The 23,026-nt window shown below is 35.2% G+C and carries 28 protein-coding genes and 2 pseudogenes; 22 read left to right on the top strand and 8 right to left on the bottom strand.

The window, feature by feature from the left end:
- Positions 1-1,032, bottom strand: coding sequence for an ABC transporter permease (locus tag MHH95_RS14090; RefSeq protein WP_340728088.1), 1,032 nt, complete (start codon positions 1,030-1,032; stop codon positions 1-3).
- A gap of 235 nt (positions 1,033-1,267) precedes the next feature.
- On the opposite strand from MHH95_RS14090, the gene MHH95_RS14085 reads away from it, so the two are divergent.
- The 18 genes and pseudogenes from MHH95_RS14085 (at position 1,268) to MHH95_RS14000 (ending at position 13,096) form a co-directional block, all read left to right on the top strand.
- Positions 1,268-1,966, top strand: coding sequence for a YoaK family protein (locus MHH95_RS14085; protein ID WP_340728087.1), 699 nt, complete (start codon positions 1,268-1,270; stop codon positions 1,964-1,966).
- Positions 1,967-2,085: 119 nt separating this feature from the next.
- The gene (locus MHH95_RS14080) at positions 2,086-2,280 is read left to right on the top strand and encodes a hypothetical protein (protein ID WP_340728086.1); all 195 of its coding nucleotides are present in this window, start codon (positions 2,086-2,088) and stop codon (positions 2,278-2,280) included.
- A gap of 465 nt (positions 2,281-2,745) precedes the next feature.
- A complete protein-coding gene (locus tag MHH95_RS14075; protein ID WP_340728085.1) occupies positions 2,746-3,315 on the top strand; it encodes a GNAT family N-acetyltransferase in 570 nt (189 codons plus the stop codon).
- A 98-nt stretch (positions 3,316-3,413) separates the two neighbouring features.
- Positions 3,414-3,812: an NUDIX hydrolase gene (locus MHH95_RS14070; RefSeq protein ID WP_340728084.1), complete on the top strand. Its 399-nt coding sequence runs from the start codon at positions 3,414-3,416 to the stop codon at positions 3,810-3,812.
- A gap of 87 nt (positions 3,813-3,899) precedes the next feature.
- Positions 3,900-4,415, top strand: a complete 516-nt coding sequence (locus tag MHH95_RS14065) for a DUF6985 domain-containing protein (RefSeq protein ID WP_340728083.1) — start codon at positions 3,900-3,902, stop codon at positions 4,413-4,415.
- Between the two features lie 73 nt (positions 4,416-4,488).
- Positions 4,489-5,049: an AAA family ATPase gene (locus MHH95_RS14060; protein WP_340728082.1), complete on the top strand. Its 561-nt coding sequence runs from the start codon at positions 4,489-4,491 to the stop codon at positions 5,047-5,049.
- 296 nt (positions 5,050-5,345) lie between these two features.
- Positions 5,346-5,900, top strand: a complete 555-nt coding sequence (locus MHH95_RS14055) for a sigma-70 family RNA polymerase sigma factor (RefSeq protein ID WP_340728081.1) — start codon at positions 5,346-5,348, stop codon at positions 5,898-5,900.
- On the top strand, positions 5,897-7,000 hold the full coding sequence (locus MHH95_RS14050) for a DUF4179 domain-containing protein (RefSeq protein WP_340728080.1): 1,104 nt from the start codon (positions 5,897-5,899) through the stop codon (positions 6,998-7,000). Before MHH95_RS14055 ends, MHH95_RS14050 begins: the two co-directional genes overlap by 4 nt.
- Positions 7,001-7,179: 179 nt before the next feature.
- A complete protein-coding gene (locus MHH95_RS14045; RefSeq protein ID WP_340728079.1) occupies positions 7,180-7,302 on the top strand; it encodes a hypothetical protein in 123 nt (40 codons plus the stop codon).
- A gap of 188 nt (positions 7,303-7,490) precedes the next feature.
- Positions 7,491-7,730 (top strand): hypothetical protein, encoded by a 240-nt coding sequence (locus tag MHH95_RS14040; RefSeq protein ID WP_340728078.1) that lies wholly within the window; start codon positions 7,491-7,493, stop codon positions 7,728-7,730.
- Positions 7,731-8,034: 304 nt separating this feature from the next.
- Positions 8,035-8,346: a hypothetical protein gene (locus tag MHH95_RS14035; RefSeq protein ID WP_340728077.1), complete on the top strand. Its 312-nt coding sequence runs from the start codon at positions 8,035-8,037 to the stop codon at positions 8,344-8,346.
- A 29-nt stretch (positions 8,347-8,375) separates the two neighbouring features.
- Positions 8,376-8,768, top strand: a complete 393-nt coding sequence (locus tag MHH95_RS14030; RefSeq protein ID WP_340728076.1) for a hypothetical protein — start codon at positions 8,376-8,378, stop codon at positions 8,766-8,768.
- Positions 8,769-9,009: 241 nt separating this feature from the next.
- Complete coding sequence (locus tag MHH95_RS14025; protein WP_340728075.1) at positions 9,010-9,588, top strand: GNAT family N-acetyltransferase; 579 nt, start codon at positions 9,010-9,012, stop codon at positions 9,586-9,588.
- 83 nt (positions 9,589-9,671) lie between these two features.
- Positions 9,672-9,815 (top strand): annotated as a pseudogene (locus MHH95_RS14020) (cytidine deaminase); the annotation flags it as partial.
- 60 nt (positions 9,816-9,875) lie between these two features.
- Entirely contained in the window at positions 9,876-10,331 is a 456-nt protein-coding gene (locus tag MHH95_RS14015; protein ID WP_340728074.1) for a GNAT family N-acetyltransferase, read from the top strand.
- Between the two features lie 53 nt (positions 10,332-10,384).
- On the top strand, positions 10,385-11,440 hold the full coding sequence (locus MHH95_RS14010) for an ankyrin repeat domain-containing protein (protein WP_340728073.1): 1,056 nt from the start codon (positions 10,385-10,387) through the stop codon (positions 11,438-11,440).
- Positions 11,441-11,782: 342 nt separating this feature from the next.
- The gene (locus MHH95_RS14005) at positions 11,783-12,247 is read left to right on the top strand and encodes a GNAT family N-acetyltransferase (RefSeq protein ID WP_340728072.1); all 465 of its coding nucleotides are present in this window, start codon (positions 11,783-11,785) and stop codon (positions 12,245-12,247) included.
- A gap of 72 nt (positions 12,248-12,319) precedes the next feature.
- Positions 12,320-13,096: a class I SAM-dependent methyltransferase gene (locus MHH95_RS14000; RefSeq protein ID WP_340728071.1), complete on the top strand. Its 777-nt coding sequence runs from the start codon at positions 12,320-12,322 to the stop codon at positions 13,094-13,096.
- A 599-nt stretch (positions 13,097-13,695) separates the two neighbouring features.
- Here the strand turns inward: MHH95_RS14000 and nadR are convergent.
- Together nadR and pnuC are read right to left on the bottom strand one after the other, a co-directional pair.
- On the bottom strand, positions 13,696-14,778 hold the full coding sequence (gene nadR, locus MHH95_RS13995; RefSeq protein ID WP_340728070.1) for a multifunctional transcriptional regulator/nicotinamide-nucleotide adenylyltransferase/ribosylnicotinamide kinase NadR: 1,083 nt from the start codon (positions 14,776-14,778) through the stop codon (positions 13,696-13,698).
- A 2-nt stretch (positions 14,779-14,780) separates the two neighbouring features.
- A complete protein-coding gene (gene pnuC, locus MHH95_RS13990) occupies positions 14,781-15,494 on the bottom strand; it encodes a nicotinamide riboside transporter PnuC (protein WP_340728069.1) in 714 nt (237 codons plus the stop codon).
- A gap of 295 nt (positions 15,495-15,789) precedes the next feature.
- Here pnuC and MHH95_RS13985 point away from each other — a divergent pair, with 295 nt between their 5' ends.
- Positions 15,790-16,065, top strand: coding sequence for a YqhV family protein (locus tag MHH95_RS13985; RefSeq protein ID WP_340728068.1), 276 nt, complete (start codon positions 15,790-15,792; stop codon positions 16,063-16,065).
- Positions 16,066-16,111: 46 nt separating this feature from the next.
- On the opposite strand, the gene MHH95_RS13980 is transcribed toward MHH95_RS13985, so the two are convergent.
- The 4 genes from MHH95_RS13980 to MHH95_RS13965 form a co-directional block, all read right to left on the bottom strand.
- Positions 16,112-17,344, bottom strand: a complete 1,233-nt coding sequence (locus MHH95_RS13980) for an MFS transporter (protein WP_340728067.1) — start codon at positions 17,342-17,344, stop codon at positions 16,112-16,114.
- Between the two features lie 126 nt (positions 17,345-17,470).
- A complete protein-coding gene (locus tag MHH95_RS13975; protein WP_340728066.1) occupies positions 17,471-18,097 on the bottom strand; it encodes a LysE family translocator in 627 nt (208 codons plus the stop codon).
- Positions 18,098-18,456: 359 nt separating this feature from the next.
- Positions 18,457-19,332: an IS3 family transposase gene (locus MHH95_RS13970; RefSeq protein WP_340728065.1), complete on the bottom strand. Its 876-nt coding sequence runs from the start codon at positions 19,330-19,332 to the stop codon at positions 18,457-18,459.
- A gap of 11 nt (positions 19,333-19,343) precedes the next feature.
- Positions 19,344-19,646: a transposase gene (locus MHH95_RS13965; RefSeq protein WP_340728064.1), complete on the bottom strand. Its 303-nt coding sequence runs from the start codon at positions 19,644-19,646 to the stop codon at positions 19,344-19,346.
- A 268-nt stretch (positions 19,647-19,914) separates the two neighbouring features.
- Here MHH95_RS13965 and MHH95_RS13960 point away from each other — a divergent pair, with 268 nt between their 5' ends.
- Positions 19,915-20,283: a VOC family protein gene (locus MHH95_RS13960; RefSeq protein ID WP_340728063.1), complete on the top strand. Its 369-nt coding sequence runs from the start codon at positions 19,915-19,917 to the stop codon at positions 20,281-20,283.
- A 49-nt stretch (positions 20,284-20,332) separates the two neighbouring features.
- On the opposite strand, the pseudogene MHH95_RS13955 reads toward MHH95_RS13960, so the two are convergent.
- Positions 20,333-20,884: pseudogene (locus MHH95_RS13955) on the bottom strand (GNAT family N-acetyltransferase); the annotation flags it as partial.
- Between the two features lie 401 nt (positions 20,885-21,285).
- On the opposite strand from MHH95_RS13955, the gene MHH95_RS13950 reads away from it, so the two are divergent.
- Complete coding sequence (locus tag MHH95_RS13950; RefSeq protein ID WP_191698805.1) at positions 21,286-21,714, top strand: DUF1641 domain-containing protein; 429 nt, start codon at positions 21,286-21,288, stop codon at positions 21,712-21,714.
- Positions 21,715-21,746: 32 nt separating this feature from the next.
- Entirely contained in the window at positions 21,747-22,934 is a 1,188-nt protein-coding gene (locus MHH95_RS13945; protein WP_339212301.1) for an NAD(P)/FAD-dependent oxidoreductase, read from the top strand.
- The last annotated feature ends 92 nt before the right edge of the window (positions 22,935-23,026 follow it).

Raw genomic sequence — 23,026 nt, 5'->3', positions numbered from 1 at the left:
TTATATCTCTCCTTGCTGAATTGCTTGTAAAGGTTGAACTTTTTTAATTTGAAGCCCTGATAATGTTGCTCCGAAAAAGCCAATGATTAAAAATATTGCAGCAAATAATAAGGTCGTATTCAGTGTTAAATGGAAGGGCATACCTTGTGGAGCAAAGTTTTGAAATAATTGGCTTAACAAAAGGGAAGTGCTTAAAGCAATTGCTGAAATAAGGAGCATTTGCGTCCACATCATGATAAATAATGTGCTTGTTTTTACTCCGATTGCTTTCAAAATTCCATATAAACCAATTTTTTGTACGTTCATCATATAAAAGAAAATTGCAAAGAGCATGCCACTAATCACAACTAAAAACCAAATAATCATGTTAAGCGAAAGCTGTTCAGCAGAATAACTAGGAATCGTATTTAAAAAATCTTTGTTCGAATACATAGTTAAGCCATCAATCGTTTTTACCTCTTCATTTGCTAAATACAGTAGTTGAAGATCAGTTGTCCGGTACATTTCTGTGAAATCCTCTTGATGAATAAAGGCTACAGCTGCGTGATTAAATTTGGTTTGTTCGGAGAAACCAACAATTTCCCACTGACCACTAAATTGATTACTTGTTAAAATATCACCAATTTTAAACCCTTCTTCTTTTAAAGAACTATCTACAATCATTTCACCTGCAGCGACCTTAGGGAAGATATCGGATTCGGTTGTTGTTACAAAGGCCACACTCTGCTGCTTACCTTCAGCATTGTGGAACATACCCATTTGTATTGAAAGGGCCGTAGCATTTGGATACTTTTTAAGAAGCTTCTTTTGCTGTGTACTTGATATTCTTGATAGGGCGTAGTTATCTTCTGCCTCGGTTGTCATATAAAACTGTCCATCTGGTAGCTCTTTAATTAGTCCTGCATTATCTTGAGATAATCCGTTTGCTAACCCTGCAATCATAAATGTCAGTAAGCTAATTAAAAGGACAATTAGTCCGAAGATGAAGAATTTGCTTTTATTTTTCTTTATTTCTTTCCATGCTAAATTCATAAAATTGCCTCCTAATATTGTTGATAGCGTTAGTATATAGGCTAATTATGAACACACGATGAACGGTATATTAAATACTGTCATCAGCATAGTTTGCACTTAATAATTATTTGATTTAGTTAATAACTCTATTTCGAATAATTAGCACCTGCATGTGGAATAATGCCAATTAAATAATAATGTTGTTCAGCCTGCCCAATATTATTAGAGCATTTTGTGTGAGGAGATAAAGTAAATGAAGGATAAAACGAAAAGGTGGTACTCATTAGCACCGAATTCTTTAGTTATGGGTATGATACTGGCTCTAGTCGGGGGATATTTGGATGCTTATACGTATATCACCAGAGACGGTGTATTTGCGACAGCACAAACCGGAAATACAGTCTTGTTTGCAGTGCGGGCTGCGAGTCCGGAATATAATGGAGCACTTCAAAATATCCCACCATTCGTGGCTTTTATAGCGGGTGTATTAGTTGCCGAGCATATGAAAGACCGCCTGGATATGCATAGACGATCTGTTCTGGCGTTGGAATGTGTGATTTTATTTATCGTCGGTTGGTTACCGGGAAGTGTTCCTAATATGATTATTACGATTAGTGTTGCATTTGTGTCCTCGTTACAAATTGCGACCTTTAATAAGCTGGGGAAGTGGAGCTATAACTCAACTATTACGACAGGGAATTTACGTACAGCCTCTTCAGCCTCCTATGAAGCATTTGCAAATCATGATAAGGAAGCCATGAAGAAATTTATAGGTTTTTCTGCCATCATTCTTTCCTTTATCGGAGGAGCTTTAATTGGAACCTACTTTAGTATCTCCTTAGAATATAAAGCAATATGGATTGCATCGGCAATTATACTAGTCACAGCTATCCTTTATCACAAAAAAAGAGAAGAGAAAGGTACAAATGAACCTATTGAGGTGAAAGAGTAGTACACATATCGCCTATCGTGGAAAATGAAGTAAAGCAAATAAAAAAGCTCACTTAATCATTAGGTGAGCTTTTATTATGCTACAATTGTAAAATATTACATAGCAATTTGGAGGTCACAATGTTTTTTATTTATATGGCTGTATATGGTACACCAGTTTTAGCGATTATTTTTTGCTTAAACTTGGCCCTAATAATCGATAAATCCCGTAACGATAAGGATTTTCACGTAAATGTTTACTTAATGACGGGTTCATTTACAATAATGATGTCCTGTATAACAATTGCGCTGTTAACTGTTTTAGATGGCGTTTGACCATACCTTTCTGACCACTAAAAGGGTTTAAGAATGATAAACCGAATAGAGTGCATTCTTAAAGAAGCATAGGGCCCCGAAATGTTTTGGGGTTTTTTGCTTTTTAATAGTCTCCGCCAAAATAAGGGAAGATTTTACCGTTATTTGAATGATGTAGCTTGTTCTTAAGCTAAATAAGGGTAGGTTTTACCGTTATTTTCAATAAAATCATGAAATTTCATGTTTTTTAGGTCAATAACGGAATTTATTTCCCTTATTTTTACTATTTTTTATATTTTTTTAAAAATAGCGGAAATTCATTCCTCTATTTATCTCATTACGCAATTCAATCGCGTTTCCCCCATCACCAACCACTCTAATTCACTATGGACCAAGAAATAAAAATGGTATAATGTGGAATATAGAGGGGATTTCTCTTTAATACATAAGTGAAGAACAAATATATAAGAAAAGAGGAAATTTAACTTGTATAAAGATCAAAACTTAATCATTCGACCGATAGAAGAAGTGGATTTACCTCGTATTTGGGAATTGGAATACAATGAAGAAAAGCCAGAATGGAAAAAATGGAATGCTCCTTATTATCCTCACGAAACAAAATCATTCGATGAATTTTTACCCATCGGTAGAGGTTGGGTGAATCAATCAAACGTTTGGGTAATTGAGGTTGATGGTATATTGTGTGGAACTGTTTCTTATTACTGGGAACATGAACCATCAAAATGGTTAGAGATGGGTATCCTTTTTTACGAAGGTGGAGACTGGGGAAAAGGGCTTGGTACCCGTACTTTAAAACTGTGGATTGATCATTTATTTAATTCGATGCCTTTAGTTCGCGTTGGCTTCACTACATGGTCTGGAAATGAACGGATGATTCGTGTAGGTGAAAAATTAGGTATGCAATTAGAAGCCCGTATTCGTAAAGTTCGTTATTATGATGGGGAATATTATGATTCTATTAGAATGGGCATCTTGCGAGAAGAATGGGAAGCACAGAAACTTAATCATGAAAATAAAATAACGTCCCCAAATTAAACATTAGTAGTTGTAATTACATAGAGAGCAACATCACTTGCTTGTTTTCATTTAAGGATAGGGATTTTTTTAGAATTGAATGAAAAGAGGTTACGGATATGCGGGATAGAGGTTCAGTAGTAATAATAGAAAATGATAAGGTTGGGTTAATAAAAAGAATTAGAGATGGCTCTGTTTATTATGTTTTTCCTGGTGGTGGAATTGAAAAGGGCGAAACACCAGAAGAAGCAGCTAAAAGAGAAGCATTTGAAGAATTGGGCGTAGAAGTAATGGTCAATGAGTGTCTAGCAAAAATCGAATATAATGGAACGCAATACTTTTTCTTATCTGAAATCATTAATGGAACATTTGGAACGGGACAAGGGGAGGAATATACAGACAAAGAGAGAACAAGAGGAATATATTTACCTATTTGGATAGATATAAACATGTTATCGTCTTTTAATGTAAAACCGAGAGAAGTTTCTTTTAAAGTTCAATCCTTTTTCAAATCATGATGTCAAAGTTGAAATATAATATCCATCGTAATATTTCACAAGCTTAATTTTAGAAACATCTATTCGTGTTAAGGAGGAAACTTATTTATGGATTTGTTGCACCCTATATTCGGAGAGTTAGAGATAAATGAATTTGAGGAATACGAAGCAATTGGACTGATAAAGTTTTCAGGATTAGAAAAAAAGGTGAAAATAACTTTTGATGATGAAATAAACGAGGAACATTGTCGAGCATATCAATCTTTTATAGAAAAATTAGATAGAATAACCCCAGATATAATACAGTCTATCATTGAATATCAGAATGAATGTCATGACGACACTGACTATACAGCGAGTTTTAAATATTTCGAAATTACTAAAGATGTCATAGAAAATACCGAGCTTTTTGAAATTGCTTTACAAACAGAACTTCATAGAGTAGTTGCGGATTCAAATCTCTATAATAAAGTAATGAAAGAAGAACTAGGTGGCACGGAAGAAAAAAGATACGTAGTACTATTGTTTGAAGCGAATTGGGTAAATGATGATTATCGTATCTTAAGTGTCGCTTTGGCGAATGAAAAAGTGATTTACGTAACAGATGAAAATATTACAATTTAATTATTAAATGACTATTGTTTGGAGCTGAAAGAGCCAATACTAAAGTTATTAAATATTAATTAGGAGGAAGTTTATGAAACTTGTTCACATATTTGGACCACAGGCAGTTGGTAAAATGACAGTTGGGCAGGAGCTAGCTAAAATAACAGATTTGAAGCTGTTTCATAACCATATGACGATTGATTTAGTTACTCATTTTTTTGATTATAGTACAAAAGAAGGGAAAAGATTAGTAAATTTATTTCGTCAGGAGATTTTTGAAGAGTTTTCGAAAAGTGATCTATATGGAATGATCTTTACTTACGTCTGGTTGTTTGATCAGGAGTCGGATTGGGAGTATGTAAAGCGGCATTCCCAGCTTTTTGAGTCCAGAGGAGGCACTATTTACTATGTAGAATTGGAAGCTGACTTGAACGAGAGACTTGATCGCAATAAAACACCAAATAGGCTGGAGCACAAACCTAAAAAAAGAGACCTTGAATGGTCTGAGAATGACTTGAAAAGCACCATGGAGAAACATAGACTAAATTCTTTAGAAGGTGAAATTCCATTCCAAAATTATATCAAGATTAACAATACAAATTTAAGTGCAGAAGAAGTTGCCGAGATAGTTAAATTAAAATTCGATTTATAGAAGAAGGACAGTCTCGGACGAATTCCGTTGAGTCTTATTACATACGATTCTTTTAATACATACAATGATATTTGGTGGGACGGTTTCATTGTAACGCTTGAGTTGCATGTCGCACGCTGAATCTAATGGTCAATAATCATGCACTTTCCTAGAAATAAGGAAAGTGTTTTTCATTGCCCGATATCTCTCTCCTTTTCAGTTTTTTATAAATAAATAATTTAGAATAATGAGAATTATTTTAGTTTTATACGATGTATTAAGTGTAGGGCCCTTACAAAGACAAAGGAGTTAATTGTATGAAGATGACGAGTGAGAACTTTATCAAGTATTTTAAGAAGGGAAGAGAAGATGCACTTGAATTTGTAATTGACCAATATATCGGAATTGTGAAAGCGATTATATATAATGCGTTAATATCCTTCCAGGACCCGCAGCTTATTGAAGAATGTATAAGCGATACGTTTCTAGGAGCATTTGAAAATGCAAAGCAGTTTAAAGGTGACCAAGAGGATTTTAGTAAGTGGATTTGTACAATTGCCAAATTTAAAGCGATTGATATACAAAGGAGATCATTAAATTCACCAAAGGTTGTCGAATTAACCGTGAATGGTTCGGAAGTGAAATCGGCAGAGGATGAATTTTTCTCTAAGTACATGCTAGATGAATTATTAATACTTATGGAAAAATTGGATCAGGTAGATCATGACATTTTCATTATGAAATACTTTTTAAATATGAAAAATGAAGAAATTGCTCATCAGCTTGGCTTAACAAAGGCAGCCGTTGATAATCGCTTATATCGTGGTAAAAAAAGACTTCAACAATTACGTTTAGGGGGCGTTTTCTCTTGAAAAAATTTTATCGTAAATTAAACGATTTAAAAATCGAAATGGACATTGAACCTATGGATGTAGATGAATTGGAAAAGGCTAGAATTAAAAGAAATGTTTTGAAAGGCAAAAAGAAAAATTACTTATTCAGAAATATAGCCGTTGCTGCATCCCTCTTGTTAGCTTCTAGTTTCACTTTAAGTATTGCATTTCCAACCTATGCTGCCAAGTTACCAATTATCGGTAGTGTTTTTGAATTGTTTAATGAAGATAATCGTTATGTTTTTGAAGAGTATAGCAATTATTCGACTGATATAGGTATTGCAAAAGAAAGTAATGGTATAAATATTACCTTAACAGATGCAGTTTATGACGGTGAAAATGTAACGATAGCATATACAATTGAAAGTGAAAAGGATCTAGGAGAAAGACCAATTTTAGAAGGGGATTTCATAGTAGAAGAATTTAATGGAGCGTATGAACATAATGGATACTCTGAAAACTATTTAACTAAAAAAATTGGTGAGAATGAGTATGCCGTTCTTTATGTATATGAATTAATCAAAGGTCCTAAGCCAAGTAAAATAAATGTTTCTTGGGATGGGAACGCAGTTAGAAATTTGAATAATGGGAAACAACTACATTCCGGAAAATGGTCTTATCAATTCGCTTTACAAGCCTTAGAAAGCGAATCGGAAAATTTAATCGGAGCCGGTTACAACACTGAAGACACTGGGGTAACAATTACACTTCTAAAAATGACTGAAACGCCTATCTCAAGTACATTTTATTTATCGGAATTAGTAGACGAACGTCTGGTTTCGAAGGAAGATGATGAATTCCGAGGTGTACTTATTGAATATAATGTAACAGATGATTTAGGAAATAAACAAAATTTCATTCACTATCGAGATTCTGGTCATAGTACTGATTTTCCCGGTAATGTAAGCTTTCCTAGATTAACTCTAGGTGATTTTGATAATAGAGCAAAGTCCATCACCATTACACCAACCATTCATGTTTTAACAGTTGGAAAATCAGACAGTGATGGAAATAGACCATTGGTACCTGTAATGGACCCATACGAAATTGATCCAATTGTATTTCCTGTAAATAAGTAGTTTTTGCCTGAAATTAAAGGTTTTAGAATGATAATTCTTATCCAATATGAGGGTGCGATTCTGTAAAAGGAATCGCGCTCATTTTTTTTAATTGTCGATTAAGTGGAATAGAAGGAGGAATTATTTGTAAGTGAATCGAAACAACTAAAGATTATTGATTAATGTTTTGGAGGATTACAATGAAAAAAGGAATAATAAGAGCACTGGTTATTTGTATATTTCAAAAAGACGATTCCATTCTTGTTGCAGAGGGCTATGATAAGGGGGTGCCTATTTTCTGTAAAAAATGGGTATGGATATAGAGGCTGTTTATAATAGCTCGATAAAATCAACAATGCAATAACATCAAATTTTGAAAGGTATTGCAAAGCTATTAAATGCATATGATATTCCGCAACGTAATCCTTTATTAGGAATCTGTTTTCGCTGATAAACGATTTGCGAATACATCTAGATTGTGGAAATTGAACAAAGAATGGGGGAACTGGGCATGTTGGTACTAAATATGTTGCAAGTGAATGATTTTGTAGATGGTCGGCTGTTGAATAAGTTAGGGTATCACTTAGATATTTATAAAAATGCCTATATTAGTAAGTGTGGTTCTACATTCGTATATCTGTATCGAAAACCGTATTTCGGAGAAGTGGTAATAGCGAAAAAAGGAAATGTAGAAAAGCACCAAGAGAATTTAAATGCCCTATACGCGGCTGGTTATTTGGTCGAAGGGTGAACCTGAAAACAAAAGGTACTTAATAGCTGATACCTTTTTAATGTTTATTCTTTAGTTGCACAATTTGTACTAGATATAAAAGAACATTTGTAGAATAAGGCATAATCCTCCGACTATATTAATGCGCTTTCCTTTTATAAGGAAGGTGCTTTTTTTATTTAAGAGAGAATGCCATTTATATAAGTGTTATTGAAAAATGACTCATAAAGTGTATAATTACACTAAAAGTATAAAAGGTTTTGTGGGAGGTTACTTGCTACAAAAGTTTTATAGGGATCGTAGGTGTATTTTATTGAAAATAAGTGTGAATAAACAAATATTGTATACGTTCATGTCATTAGTATGTGCGATTGGGGTATTCTATCTCAGCATTAAATTTCAGCAGATGGCTTATTGGGGTAATGGATTAACTTGGTTTTGGGTGGGTGTTACATTTACATATCTAATTGGATTATTAGGGATTGTGTTCTTTGCGCTTTCTTTTAAAAAAAGAGAAGGTGATCAACAATACTTTTCTTCTTTACTTATTTCACTTAGAACATTATCGATTTTGGCGTTAGGAACTGGGTTTTTATGGACTACTTTTATAATTATAGCCGGAATGTCAGGTATGTAATTAAAATAATTTACAAAGTGAGGGCATTTATGCAGAAAAAAACAAAGCTAATTTTTATCCTATTATTCATTAGCGTAATATTAAATTTATTTTTGGGGATTACTAGTTTTATCAAAAGTACATATACAGCGAACTTGGATGACCAAGTGATTTTAGGGGAAATGACTAAAATGGTAATTCAAAATGAGCAGTATCAAGAAATTGCATCTAGGGAAACTGTTTATGCAATTAAACAAGGAGTAAACCGATTTAATGTTTCTGATCCATCTTCTATTTATCTTTATGAAATATCTGTCCAAACTGAAAAGCAAACTTATATTTTTAACTGTACGGATAAATTATGTACAGAAGTTTCGAATGAAGGTTGGTCTTACTCAAGATATAGTGATAATGAGCCAGTATTGCCGTTGGATAGTTTTTAATTAAGCTGATAAATTTTTACATTTAGATAAATAATGCTTAAAAAAATAAATGATCTAGCAAAACCGCCCAATTTTATTAGTGTATGTTTTGGAAAAATCTGATAAAATTTGAATAATTATTAGTAAAGGGAGGCGGTATATTATGAAAATCATGAACAAATTTAACGGGGTTAATCTATTTTAAGGGATGGGCGTATAATTCCCCTATAAACTACGTGGTTCCTAAAATCCGGAGGTCAAAGTGATTATTAGAGACTATAGAGTTAACGATGAAACTGGTTGGGTGAGATGCCGAACACTTGCATTTTTACAGATAGCCTATTTTGATAATGTTCTAAACAAGAAAGAATACTATAAAAACCCTGCCATTGAGCTAGTCGCAGAGTTAGATGGTCAAATCGTTGGACTTATCGATGTAGAGTATGAAAAAGAAGAACGAACAGTTTGCTCAAGAGGAGAAGGGTTAGGTGGAATGATTTGGCACATTGCTGTTCATCCGGATTACTCTCGACAAGGAATAGGGCAACAACTACTTCATGCTGCTGAAACTAAAGCTAAAAGAATGAATTTAAATCGTTTTGAAGCATGGACAAGAGATGATCTATGGGTTCAAAACTGGTATGAAAAAATGGAATTTAAAATGGTGGATTCCTATTACCACGTTTACTTTGAAGGAGATGAAATGAATCATAAAATTCAAAGTAACACGCCCAATCTATATTTAGTTAATGCTTTTACCCATTATGTTGGGAAAGATATTGACCAATTTAAAAATAATAAACGTATTCACCAATGTGTTTGTTTTGAAAAGTCATTTTAATAAATAACTAAGTTTATCAATATACTATTCCACAATCGGACGCATTTCTGAAGAAGAAATGCGTCTTCGTATTGTATCGTGTGATTTGTTTAGCACGAGAAGATGAACATTCACAATTAAAAGTTCTTTCACCTTGCGGAATCTATCAAGAACGTTTATTTTACTGGGGTCCTCAAGTACAATGTGCCATTTCAAACAATACACAAGTAATTATTTTTTTACGATGAAATGACTGAACATTGGCAAAAGTTGTAGAATAATAACTATTTAATCAAAGGAGAGATCGTATGTATCAATATTTTAATGGCTTAGTAATTAGAGAAGGTACTGAAGGAGTTCCTGCTGACGATGTTGAATCCTTGTTTAAAGATGCTGGATGGGCAAAAAATATTCCTTCGTGGCAAAAAGAAAAATACTCGCTAATCTTTAAAAATTCAACTTGGGCATTTACTGTATGGGATAATGATCGGATGATTGGAATGGTTAGAATAATATCCGATCAAATAATGGCAGCTAATATTATGGATTTAGTCGTTTTGTCAGAATATCGTGGTAAAGGCATTGGCAAAAAGCTTGTTGAATTATGTATTCAAAAACTGCCTCACGGGGATTGGTTTGCACACACTTCAGCAAATAACTTTAAATTTTATGAAACATGTGGATTGGAAGTGAAGGATTTATCTACGCATGGCACTTGCGTAGATAATGGTTATATACAAGCAAGGAAAGATGGACACCGTTAAGTTATAAGGGTGTAGCATTTTTTGAAAAATGATTTGCTAGGAGAGTAGCCAAAATGGGAAAGAAGAAAAAAACTTTACCGAAAAATTTTGATGAACTAATTAAAATGGGCGATATATCAGCATTAAAAGAAGTATTTGTGCATTGCGAATTAGATGCCCGTGGCGGTTACAGTAAATCAACTGCTTTGAGCTTTTTCAATATACCGGATGAATTGGTTCGCTGGCTTTTAGAACAGGGTGCGGATATCAATGCTAGTGATAGTTACGGTAGAACGGCCCTACATAACCATGTAAAAAGCTGGCGCGGTAATACAGAATTGCTTCTAGAGTTAGGTGCCCATATAGAAGCGATGGATTATCAAAACGAAACACCTTTATTTGCCGCAGCTAGTTCATTTAATCCAAATGCAGTTTCCACATTAGTTGCCAAAGGTGCAAATATCAGTGCAGAAAATAAGATGAGACAGACGCCTTTAGAAAAAGCTTTGTCGGTATGTAGAAACATAGATATCGTCAATATGGCGAAAGTTGCTGACATCTTGCTTAAAGCTGGAGCAACTAAAACGCAGAAAATGAAAGACTCTATTAAGCGAATTGGAAATGAGTTTGAATTTTACAGAGAAGGCTTTAATCCGGAATTTTTGAATCAAACAGAAGAGGCACTTATACATCTATATGCACTATTTGATGTTCTTCCAGTAGAGAAACGGATAACTCACGATGGCTCCTCTCCAATAACCGTTACAGCAAAAGGATGGCAGGCGCAGCATAATGAACTCTGGGATTTATTAATTCCTTCCGAGGGGCATGCGAAAACTGTACAGGGTGAGGTGATACGTATTACCGGTAAAGTATCTTATGAAATATTGGATAATGGTGGGGTCAACTGGGATAATCAATTTCGTAAAATGCTTAACCATTTAGATCATTACTTTAGCTTAGGCACGCCATTACCCCCGGCTAAACTTTTGGAGGCTAAAGCGTTAGTAAAAGACCTTCCTAAAGGAAATGGGAGTAATGAAGTTGAAAGACTATGCGAACTGGCGGTGCAATGGGTACTCAGTAATCCGAATCCTATTAAGTTGGAACAGCCCGACTACAAGCGTTAACCATAGTTTCATCGTCAACTAATGAAAAATTTAATTATTCATAACGAAAGGAGACAGAAATTTGAAGATTTATTTCTTTTAGTACCTATTGTATTTTCGGTATTATGGTTTCTTAACATAGTTCAGCTCTTGGAAAAATTAAAGGCCGGGAGAAATATACATAATCAAAAGGTTTTAGGATGTGTATGGAGCGCGGCATTTACACTTTCTTTAATTATGATTTAATTTTAATATCTGGAATTCAATAAGTACGAATACTCTTTAGTGCGTTGGTCCGAGAAGGATTCAGCGCTTTTTTTGTGGAAGTATTATACGTACAGAAGATTAATAAGGGGGATTTCAATGGAAACTGAATTAAAGTTTAGACTGGCTACTGAAAAGGATTTAGAAAGAATCGTGGGCTTGCTTGCGGATGATTTATTAGGCAGTAAACGAGAGCGCTATGAAGATCCACTTCCTCTTAGTTACAGAAAAGCATTTGATGCGATTTCAATAGATCCGAATAATGAATTAGTTGTGGCTTGTGATGGCGATGAGGTGATTGGCGTCCTACAAATTACTTTTACTCCGTATATAACTCATCAAGGTGGATGGAGAGCGACAATTGAAGGAGTCAGAACAGCAGCTTCTGTACGAGGGCAAGGTGTTGGGTCTAAGCTAATTAATTGGGCAATCCAACGTGCAGAACAACGAGAATGTCACTTGGTCCAGCTGACGACAGATAAAAGAAGACCGGATGCGTTAAGGTTTTATGAACAGTTGGGCTTTAATGCAACACATGAAGGATTAAAATTAAGTCTGAAGTAAAACAACGGAGGAAAGTAAATTTATTGAAAAAGTGACTTTCATTCATATTGGCGTTATGAAGGGGGGATTATAGTGGGGATTGATTTTCATAATGAAAAAAATAGATATTCTTATTCAACTCGAAAGGCAGATAGTTCATGGATTCATGCTTTGGAGGAGTTAGTAAATTTTAATAATATTCCTAAAGCATTGGATATAGGTTGCGGTGGGGGGATTTACTCGAAAGCGTTATCTGACATGGGCGTAATGTCTGTTACAGGGGTCGACTATTCAGAGGAAATACTGAAAGCTGCTAGAGAAAATTGTGCCGAGTATCCAAACATTTCATTCAGACTAGGGAATGCACTACAAACTGATTTAGAAAGTAACGAATACAATTTAATTTTGGAAAGAGCGTTAATCCATCATATACAGGATTTACAAATGTGCTTCAAAGAGGCCTATAGACTGTTGCTTGAAAAAGGAAATTATATCGTCCAGGACCGGACACCGGAAGATTGTTTATTAAAGGGAGATCCGAGTCATATAAGGGGATATTTTTTTGAACGGTTTCCGCAATTAATTGAGAGCGAGATAAAACGGAGATACAGCAGTGAATTTGTCATAAAAACACTTACGGATGTTGGATTTACAGAGGTTCAGGAAATTAAGTTATGGGAAACTAGAAAGGAATATACAAATAAAGCGCAATTACTAAAAGACTTAAGTGAGAGAACAGGAAGAAGTATATTACATGAACTAACAGATGAGGAATTAAAATTATTAATTGAGTATATAGATGAGGCAATCTCGTCTGATCAAAACATCGTGGAAAAAGACAGATGGACAATTTGGATAGCAGTTAAATAATTTACATTTCCATTAAGGCTGGGCAAGTAACTGATGAAATAGACGGAGAAATTCCCCTTATTCAGAAAATAAATTAAGAAAAGGCCAAAATAACGGTAGAAATTCCGCTTATTCGTTCAAAAAATAGAAAAATGAAAGTTTTTAATTCAAATAAACGGAAAACCTCCCCTTATTTTCGCTCTATAACGGCTCCAGACAACAAATAACACGAGAATCTCCGCTTATTTTCTTTACTAAAATATTTCAACAAGCGACTACGGGAAGGGATGCACTGACCCAGATATGCATGTACATTAAGAGGCGCTGTTCATACCGGCTGGGGTGGTAGCTGATGAAATAGAGGGAGAAATTTCCCTTATTCAGAAAATAAAATAAAAAACGGTCAAAATAACGGTAGGAATTTCACTTATTCAATCAAAATACAAAAAAATGAGCGCTTTTAATTCAAATAAAGGTAAAACGTTCCCTTATTTCCGCACGATAACGGCTCCAATCAACAAATAACGGAAAAATCTCCGCTTATTTTGCTTCACTAAAACATTTCAACAAGCGACTACGGGGGAGTAGCCGTTGTTGAAATGTAAAAATCCGCGTAAAACTTATGAATGCCCCGTTATACTGCTTCTTACGATCTCCTTACATTGATTAAACCGTTTATTTCGATCTACTTCATCGACAATTTTCAGTGTAATGCCATACATTTCATATATCGATTTTAGGAGATGATTACGCTTCTGTCGCTCTACATCCGTAACCGGTCTGCGTGTGCCGTCCAGCTCATGGAAGTTGTGGGGTTCAATAAAGATATATTCATCGATTTTCTCTACTTTCAATTTTAGCATCGTATCAACCAATTTGTGATACTCACCGGTCTCCATGAAATGGAAAAATTGTGTATAAACTAAATCGGTATCCACCATCAACACTTTATTAGACTTTTTGCTGGCCTCATTCATCAGATGGACATGACCTGCTGCAATGTCAGCATAGTCCGATGGCTCAGATATATCGGCGTACCCATTGATTTCGTCATAATATAAACGACCATACTCTTCCAAATGATTAGTTTCGAAGTGCTTTGCCAACATTTTAGTAAGATGCGACTTACCGACTGATTCAATGCCGCAAATAGCAATACGTTTTACATAATGTTCACGAACAGCGGGCGGTAAGAAATTCCAAGAATTAAAAATACCGTTTTTTCTAATTTCCGTTGCAGAAATGTTGAATGCTGATCTTTCAGTATCAATAATGTGATGCCTTGCTTGAGGTAAGTATTTTGCAAAATACTCCTCGTATTCGTGCTCACTGCTGAACACTACATCCACTTTGCCGCCAATTTTAGATAGCAGCTCTTTGTGCGAATCAAAAATGGAATCATCATTCATGTAATCATCCGAGCGCTTTTCATATTGCGAAATCACACGTATATTCTTAAAATTCTTCAATTCTTTCGTAATCCAGCGTTCACGGACACGACTCGATACCCATTCAAAGCCTGTATTCTCACATAAGCTTTTATCATAGACATCATCATAACCAACGACAACGAACAAAATATCTACGAGAGACTGCGCTTCAAAAATACAGTTTAAATGTCCTTTGTGGAATGGTAGAAACTTACCGCCATATAAACCGATTTTTTTATTTTTATATTCGCTGATTGGTACACCGAAGTTCAATTTTATACAGCTCCTTGCGCCTTGCTAATTTTAATCCAGTTAATATACCCGTAAATTGAGTTAACTAAAAATGCACACCACATGACAAATACTGTCCAATCATTACCGCCTTGTTGTACTAAAATAATCGCCCACAAAGCAATCGTAATGACATTGACGACAATCCATAAAATCCATTGTTCAGCGTAACGCATAATCATTAAAATTTGAGCTACTACCGATAAGACAACGGCCAAACCATCAAGACCCGCCAAGTTTGCGCCAATTCTTGATAAAAATAGCGAGTAGGAAATATAGGCAACAATTATTCCCGCTCCTGTATAAAGCCATTGTTTCGTTGTTAACCGTTTCGCATAAATTTCTTCCCCGTATGCAGCTTCATCAGGGGATTTCTTATTTTTAAACCATAAGTAAAATCCGATAAATTGAATAGGTAAATAGAATAACAGATTCAGCATGGATTCTCCATATAATCCATAGCCGTAAGCAATGTAACCGTATGTCGAACATTGAACAACACCGACTACATATGTTCCAATTTTCCCTTTCGCTGCTAATACAACACAAATAATGCCGGCTATAGATGAAATCGTTCCTAGAAGCGTATCATCCCATAAAATACTAAGAATGAGGATGATGACTGTTGAAACGACTAACCAAGCCTTTTCGAATAACGTCCAATTTTTGAACATAACTACTGTACCTTCTTTCTCCATGATGAATGGCTAAAACGAATATTTATAAGGGCACCCTATTGATGGATAATATTGGCTTTACCCGCTAATATTTTAACATTAATTGGAATTAAATGAATTAATTATTTTATTATATTAACGAGAAATTTTTATATTTTAAGAGAATTATTTGTACACGATATATGAAATATATGTAATTGTGAAGTGAGATTAATGCTCATTGGTATAGGAAGATGCTGTTTGAAAGAGAATGGTCTCAAGTTAATATAAATTCGAGGTTTGCTGCATATGTTATGAATGAATAATAGCAGGGGATGTGGTTCCATTTATTGAAAAGGCGCTTCTTATTATCATTATTTTAAGACTTATTTCAGGAAGTATTGAATTGACGGCTGCTGCTTTAATGTTTAAATTCAATGATTTGGAAAAGGCCTTTTATATCAATACAATGTTAGCCTTAGTAGGTCCGGTTGTTCTAATCGTTACGACTGGACTAGCTCTACTAGGTCTGGCAGAGAAAATTTCATTGACTAGGATAATATGCCTTTTTGCAGGCATTTCCCTTATTCTGTTCAGTTTGAAATCTCAATAATTTTAAGGACCGTTCCAGCCGCAAAAGCTGTCAGGTCCTTATTTTTTTATGTTGCTTTTTTGGATTTCTCGATTTCCTCGACATTGATGCATTTGAAGACAACAAATAACAGTATGAATCCTAATACACCTGCCACAATATAGCTGACATTGAGATAGTCTTTCATGACGAGTGACATAATAGGGGGGCCGGCTGCAACACCGATAAATCTCGCTGAGCTATAGAAAGAAGAAACTGTGCCTCTTAATTCTTTGTTGATGTTATCTGTAATAATTGTGTCAAGTGCAGGCAAGAGGGCACCAATGGCGATTCCGACTATACTTGTTACTACGAGCAAAAGAATGAGTTTTTTGCTTGTATAACCTACGAAAACAATGCTTGTAGACATGGCAATTAACGAAATAACAATTATTTTTTTCATTCTTTTCAAGTCGCCTTTAATTTTACGACCAGAAACATAAGAAGAAATACACAATAGTAAAAGTGGGATAGCTAGTACAAAACCTTTCTTAACACCTTTTATATCATGAACTTTTTCGAGGTTGTCGGATAAGAAAAATAACATACTGAATAATATCAGCATAACGAGTACACCATTTAAAAAAATGGTATACAACCATTTTCCTTTCTCTTTGAAAACTTCCTTTGTATTACTTAAAAATTCCTTGAACTTTAAAGGTTCATCTTTTTCTTTAGGGACTTTTACAAAGAAAAAGATAAGTAAAATAGAAATTAAACTAAGCGCTGAAATAGAGAAGAAGGGCAGAAACCATAAAACTGCTGCAAATATTGAACCTAAAATGGGGCTCAACACTTTACCGAACGTATTAGAGGTTTCAATTATTCCTAATGTCGAACTTATTTTTTCATCATCATCCTGATATAGGTCACCTACAAGGGGCATAACGATCGGCATTGCTCCTGCCGCACCGATCCCTTGAATAACCCTACCAATAATGATCATCATGTACGGGTCATCCATTTTCCAGGAAGCAAACCCGGCAATAAGACCACCGATTAAAGCGAGGATTAAACTAGGTAATATTACCATTTTCCTTCCAAATCGGTCTGATAAATAACCTGCTACAGGTATAAGGAAAATTGCTGCAATAGAATAGCTTGTAATAATCATGCTTGATTGGAATGATGTAATCCCGACCTTATCCTCAAGTATCGGAAGCACCGGTATAAGCATGGAATTTCCCAGTGTCATGATAAGAGGAATTGAAGTTAAACTGACAATACACATGACACTAACTTGAGCCTTACTTTTGTCCATTACCACACCTCGACTAATTTGTTTATTTATAAAGGTATGGTTTCCTTTCGTGGTCTTTTTATGCGTAGCATTATTTTACATAGTTTCACGAATCAGTTCTATGCGGATAAGTGTTGTCCAAATGCGTTAAAATAACAGTTCAAAAGCCATCTTGCCGAAGTATAGTCCGAATACGATCATTAATATGGCTGAAATGAAGGAAACGATTTTCAAAAGCCTCGTGGATAATAATTTTCGTGCAACACTGGAGAAAAAGGACATTAGAAAATCCACTAAAATAATACCAACTAAAATAGCAATACTAAGAATTATGATTTGATAGATTGTAGTTGACCCAGCATTTTTTGCAAGGATGGAGCCATATATCCCAAGCCAGAAAAGAATCGTTAGCGGGTTTAGCAGCGACATGAAGAAACCGGACATAATCGATTGTCTAAGACGTGTTCTTTTTTTGGTATTTGAATCCATCTCAATTTTATGTAGCGATAGAAGATTTTCTATACCTGTATACAAAAGGACAAAACAGCCGAAAGACCAAAGTATCGTTTTTAATAATTCCGATTCAATAAATTGTCCAATCCCAAAATAAACAACAAACATATAGATGACATCGGTTACTATGGCACCGAGACTAAAAAACCAGGCATGAAAAAAACCGTTTTTCAAACCCGTATTTATTAAAACGGTTTTAACAGGTCCAATTGTTGCAGCCATAGATATGCCTAAAAAGACATACGTCAAAATAGAATTCATGAATAGCCCCCCAAGAAAATGATTTCCTTGCATTTTATTCCGAGTCAATGACTTCTAGGACTAGTTAATGGGAAAATGAAATAGAAAATGTGATGAATAAATAAAACTGCTGAACTTGATGGTGAGATTAATTATAGATTGCAGAAAAATAAGATTTTCTAATGAATTCTGTTCTGCTTGGAGATGCAGGTGGGAGATTGAAGTGTGTAATGCGCTAAATAGCGGAATGAATGGTCTTCTGTCAATATTCCGGACACGGGCTAAGAGACTTTTTTTGCTACCGCCCTTCGGTTGCTCTGCTTTTCATCACCACATCCCCAGGTCTGGGCATGTGGTGATGAAAACCCTATAAGAGAACTTTAAGAGGCACTTTGTAAAAAGCGCTCCTGCTGATTTCTCTCAAATTGATTCGGTGATAAATAGCCAAGTGTGGAATGACGTCGACGCTCATTGTAAAACTTCACTATATAAGCTTCCACACTCTTTCTTGCTTCATTTTTGGTTTGAAATCGGTGACGATATATCCATTCTTTTTTTATCGTCGCATGGAATGATTCAATACACGCATTGTCATAAGGATCCCCTTTACGACTCATGCTAATTTGAATCCCTTGTTCTTTTAATAGTTTTGTATAACCATTGGCGCAATATTGTGCGCCACGATCGGAGTGATGGATTAATCCTTTTGTCGGTTTTCGAACGGATAAAGCATGCTTTAATGCTTCTTCAACCAATGTTTCTTCCATATGATCCGCAATCGCCCAACCCACAATTTTTCGGGAATATAAATCCATGATGGACGCGAGATACACCCAGCCTTCTAACGTTCGGATATAGGTAATGTCTGCGACCCATACTTTGTTTTTTTCTAAGACATGAAATTCTCGGTTTACTATATTCGGATAAATAAATTGCTTATGATTTGAATCTGTTGTTCGTTGCACAGACTTAGGGAACACAGCGCTTAATCCTAAATCCCGCATCATATTAGCGATTTTCTTTTGTGAGCAGACATAGCCCCAATTTGCTAAATCTTGAGCAATACGAGGACTACCATATGTTCCAAAACTTTTCGCGTAAGATTTATGTATCTGCTGGGTGAGCTCTGTATCGCGTACTTCCTTTTCAGATAAAGGCTGGTTTTGCATTTTACGCCATTCATAATATCCACTTTTGGAAACCTTTAATATCGTGCACATCTTCGCAATTCTAAATTTGTGTTTATGCTTTTCCATAAATGCATAAATCACTCGGGGTTTTTCGCAAAGATGTGCATAGCCTTTTTTAGAATGGCATTCTCTTCTTCCAGATCACGCACTTTCTTCTCATAAGCTGCCTGAACTTTTTCCAATTCGCTTGATGTGATGTAACGTGTAATATCTTCACTTTTGGCATCACGATAATCTTTAATCCATTTATGAATCGTTGAAGTACCAATTTCAAATTTAAATGCCAGGTCGGAGACTTTTACGCCCTCCTCTAAAACGGATTTTAAAATGTATTCTTTTGTTTGTGCGTCTAATCGCTTTCGAGTTTGTTTTTCTTTCATCGGTTCCACGTCCTTTTTTAGATATCTTTATCTTAAAGTGTCTCTTAAGACGTGTCCATTTTTCATACTAACCTAACCTCAAACGTTCCCTTATTTAATCTAAAATGAGCTATCACCTTCAAATAACGGTAAAGTTTCCCCTTATTTTAGGAGGGCATTCACAATCCGATAAGAAATAGTTATGGATTTTCATAAATAACCCATAATTTTATTTATATACCATATTACATATAATAAAATTACAGTCTTAATACTTAGGGGGATAAATATGATTCTTGGATTACATCATGCGCAAATTACGATACCAAAAGGCGCCGAAGAAGAAGGAAAGAATTTTTATTGCCATGTCTTACGTTTAGAAGAAATTCAAAAGCCAGATTCGCTTCAAGGAAGAGGGGGCTTTTGGTTACAAGTTGGTAGTACACAAGTTCATGTAGGAACAGAAGATGGTTTTGACAGATTATCAACGAAAGCCCATTTAGCATATGAGGTAGAAGATGTATCCTATTGGAAAGAAGTATTGATTGAAAATGATATAAAAATATTAGAATCAGTGCCTATTCCCATTTTTGAACGTTTTGAGTTTAGAGATCCTTTTGGAAACAGAGTCGAGATGATAAGTAACACTAAAAAATAGTTCAAGTAATTCACCTATTTAAACGGATTTCTCCACTCCATTAAAACACCGTAATGACAGAATCCTGTATATCGCCGTTTACTACGGACTGAACGTATAGTTCCGGTGTCATGTCCTTTTCATAACGATGGTAGCCGGGCATGCGACTTCCTCCTAATAATCTTTCCAGCTTGAGATAGACGACTATGTCATACATCGATAACATGAGCCATTTTCCTAAGCCTAACTTTCGATAAACAGGACTTACACAAATATCGACTACATAAAGTGTATTGCCGTTTTGATTGTGATTTCTAATATAACCGTTGTCTGTTATTTCCTCCCATGTATGGTGCGGTGCATTCATATCAAAGTCGACAAGCAAGGCTGTCATAGAGCCAGCAAGTTTACCTTCTACTTCAATACACAATGCACCTTCTGGAAATAGCACAGTATGATTTTTTAATTGCTCCGTATTCCACCATAATTCTTCGGGGAATGGAGGGGGGAAACATTCTTTTTGAATGCGGATTAATTCAGCGAAATCCTCTTCCCGATAATTTCGAATCGTCGCAGGGAACGGTTTACTTTCATTGGATACATATAACTCTTTATAATACATTGTTCCGCCTCATTTCCGGTTTGGATTAAGATCTTTGCGCAAGTATTTCTAAGTTGTAGCACTCCGCTTTTATAAGTTTCTTCTTATTAATTACTGCATAAATTTATTTACCTAAAAAAATTATCGCAAAAAAATACTTCATTAAAATAAAATATAAAAGAATAATTCAACCCGAAAAATCACAGAATATCTCTTAAAATACATAAAAATAAAAGTTTTTAATCGGTTCAAATTACAGAATATTCGATTATTTTATTTTTCCTAATTTTATTTCATTTTTCTAATTGTAACAAGTGATTCTTTGTGCTATCGTTGCTTAATGAATGGGTATGTGAAAGGAATTACAAATAAGTATGAACTTTCGTTAGAAAAAATATTGGTGTTGGCAAAGGAGAGTTATTATGTCAGAAATGAATAATCAGCAGGTAGAAAAAGTGTCTGTTACACAAGAGCAATTAGACGTATTAGACCAACTATTAAAGCCAGAGGTACAGGCTTCATTGACTACTTTGGTAGATAATTTACCGAAATTAGCTGAAATGACAACTTTATTAACAAAAGCGTATGATTTCGCATCAAGTGTTGCAACAGATGAAACGCTAAAAAATGATACAGTAGCTGCAGTTACTGAAATGGCAAGCCCAGTAGTAGGAACAGCAAAATCTATTGCTCAAACTGCAATTGAAGCGAAAGACCGTGCTGAAGTAAGCAATGAAACAGTAGGCGTATTTGGCTTATTAAAAATGTTGAAAGACCCTCAAGTACAAGGGGCATTACGTTTTGCAAATGCATTTTTACAAGTAGCAGCTGAACGTAAAGAAACGAAATAATTGCATAATCTATTTATTGGAGGATATTGATCATGGTAACTAAAGAAATCGTTATTTTAGGTGCTGGGTTTGCCGGTGTATTAGCTGCTCAAACAGCTCGCAAATTTTTAACTACGAATGAAGCGCGTATTACAGTCGTAAACCAATTCCCAACACATCAAATTATTACAGAATTACACCGTCTTGCAGGTGGAACAATTAAAGAAGGCGCTGTATCTTTATCACTTGAAAAAATCTTCAAAGGCTTAGATATTAACCTTGAAATCGCTAAAGTGAACAGCTTTAATGTAAATAATAAAGAAGTAGCACTTTCAAACGGCAAAACTTTACAATATGATACGTTAGTAGTTGCTTTAGGAAGCCAAACTGGATTCTTCGGTATCCCAGGCTTAGAGGAAAACTCTTTCGTATTAAAATCTGTTGATGAAGCAAACGCTATTCGCGAGCATATTGAAGCTCGTATTAAAGAATACGCTAAAACTAAAGATGAAGCAGACGCGACAATCGTTATCGGCGGTGGCGGTTTAACAGGTGTTGAGCTTGTAGGTGAAATCGTTGACCACTTCCCGAAAGTAGCGGAAAAATACGGTGTACAATTCGAAGACCTAAAAATCAAGCTAGTTGAAGCAGGTCCAAAAATTTTACCAGTATTCCCGGATAACTTAATCGACCGTGCGACAACTTCATTACAAAAACGTGGTGTTGAATTTATCACGTCAACTCCTGTTACAGGTGTAGAAGGAAATGTAATTCAGTTAAAAGACCGTGAGCCAATCGTAGCTAATACATTAGTATGGACTGGTGGGGTTGCACCACTTCCAATCGTAGGTGAATCTGGTTTAGCAGCAGATCGCGGTAAAGCGACAATCAACGATTTCCTACAATCAACTTCTCACCCAGAAGTATTTGTAATCGGTGATGCTTCAGCACATATTCCTAACCCGGGCGACCGTCCAACTTATGCACCAACAGCACAAGTTGCATGGCAGCAAGGTGAAGTAGCAGGCTATAACATCTTCGCTCAAATTAAAGGCGCAGATTTAAAAGAATTCAAATTTACAAACTCTGGTACTTTAGGTTCTTTAGGACGTAAAGACGGTATCGCTACAATTGGTGCTAACAATACGCAACTAGTAGGATTACCAGCTTCACTGATGAAAGAAGCTTCAAATGTTCGTTATATGACACATATTAAAGCGCTATTCGGTTTAGCGTATTAATTATATGGCATACTAGAAAGTTTATTACTTTCTGGTATGTCTTTTTTTTAGGAATAAATTTCACTTTTTTGGTAAAAACCTATTATAATGGA

It is taken from the genome of Solibacillus sp. FSL K6-4121, assembly GCF_038002585.1.
GTDB classification, from domain to species: Bacteria; Bacillota; Bacilli; order Bacillales_A; family Planococcaceae; genus Solibacillus; species Solibacillus faecavium.
Note: the sequence above shows the minus strand (reverse complement) of the source record. Positions and strands in the feature narration are given on the sequence as shown.

Excerpts from the sequence above, each read along its gene's own strand:
- MHH95_RS13960 (WP_340728063.1), top strand. The coding sequence starts at position 19,915 with ATGATTCTTGGATTACATCATGCGCAAATTACGATACCAAAAGGCGCC.
- MHH95_RS14040 (WP_340728078.1), top strand. The coding sequence starts at position 7,491 with ATGTTGGTACTAAATATGTTGCAAGTGAATGATTTTGTAGATGGTCGG.
- MHH95_RS13970 (WP_340728065.1), bottom strand. The coding sequence starts at position 19,332 with ATGGAAAAGCATAAACACAAATTTAGAATTGCGAAGATGTGCACGATA.
- MHH95_RS14055 (WP_340728081.1), top strand. The coding sequence starts at position 5,346 with ATGAAGATGACGAGTGAGAACTTTATCAAGTATTTTAAGAAGGGAAGA.
- MHH95_RS14070 (WP_340728084.1), top strand. The coding sequence starts at position 3,414 with ATGCGGGATAGAGGTTCAGTAGTAATAATAGAAAATGATAAGGTTGGG.
- MHH95_RS14015 (WP_340728074.1), top strand. The coding sequence starts at position 9,876 with ATGTATCAATATTTTAATGGCTTAGTAATTAGAGAAGGTACTGAAGGA.
- MHH95_RS13980 (WP_340728067.1), bottom strand. The coding sequence starts at position 17,344 with ATGGACAAAAGTAAGGCTCAAGTTAGTGTCATGTGTATTGTCAGTTTA.
- MHH95_RS14085 (WP_340728087.1), top strand. The coding sequence starts at position 1,268 with ATGAAGGATAAAACGAAAAGGTGGTACTCATTAGCACCGAATTCTTTA.
- MHH95_RS13945 (WP_339212301.1), top strand. The coding sequence starts at position 21,747 with ATGGTAACTAAAGAAATCGTTATTTTAGGTGCTGGGTTTGCCGGTGTA.
- MHH95_RS14080 (WP_340728086.1), top strand. The coding sequence starts at position 2,086 with ATGTTTTTTATTTATATGGCTGTATATGGTACACCAGTTTTAGCGATT.
- MHH95_RS14030 (WP_340728076.1), top strand. The coding sequence starts at position 8,376 with ATGCAGAAAAAAACAAAGCTAATTTTTATCCTATTATTCATTAGCGTA.
- pnuC (WP_340728069.1), bottom strand. The coding sequence starts at position 15,494 with ATGGAGAAAGAAGGTACAGTAGTTATGTTCAAAAATTGGACGTTATTC.
- MHH95_RS13965 (WP_340728064.1), bottom strand. The coding sequence starts at position 19,646 with ATGAAAGAAAAACAAACTCGAAAGCGATTAGACGCACAAACAAAAGAA.
- MHH95_RS14010 (WP_340728073.1), top strand. The coding sequence starts at position 10,385 with ATGGGAAAGAAGAAAAAAACTTTACCGAAAAATTTTGATGAACTAATT.
- MHH95_RS14005 (WP_340728072.1), top strand. The coding sequence starts at position 11,783 with ATGGAAACTGAATTAAAGTTTAGACTGGCTACTGAAAAGGATTTAGAA.
- MHH95_RS14045 (WP_340728079.1), top strand. The coding sequence starts at position 7,180 with ATGAAAAAAGGAATAATAAGAGCACTGGTTATTTGTATATTTCAAAAA.
- MHH95_RS14060 (WP_340728082.1), top strand. The coding sequence starts at position 4,489 with ATGAAACTTGTTCACATATTTGGACCACAGGCAGTTGGTAAAATGACA.
- MHH95_RS13975 (WP_340728066.1), bottom strand. The coding sequence starts at position 18,097 with ATGAATTCTATTTTGACGTATGTCTTTTTAGGCATATCTATGGCTGCA.
- MHH95_RS14090 (WP_340728088.1), bottom strand. The coding sequence starts at position 1,032 with ATGAATTTAGCATGGAAAGAAATAAAGAAAAATAAAAGCAAATTCTTC.
- MHH95_RS13950 (WP_191698805.1), top strand. The coding sequence starts at position 21,286 with ATGTCAGAAATGAATAATCAGCAGGTAGAAAAAGTGTCTGTTACACAA.
- MHH95_RS14065 (WP_340728083.1), top strand. The coding sequence starts at position 3,900 with ATGGATTTGTTGCACCCTATATTCGGAGAGTTAGAGATAAATGAATTT.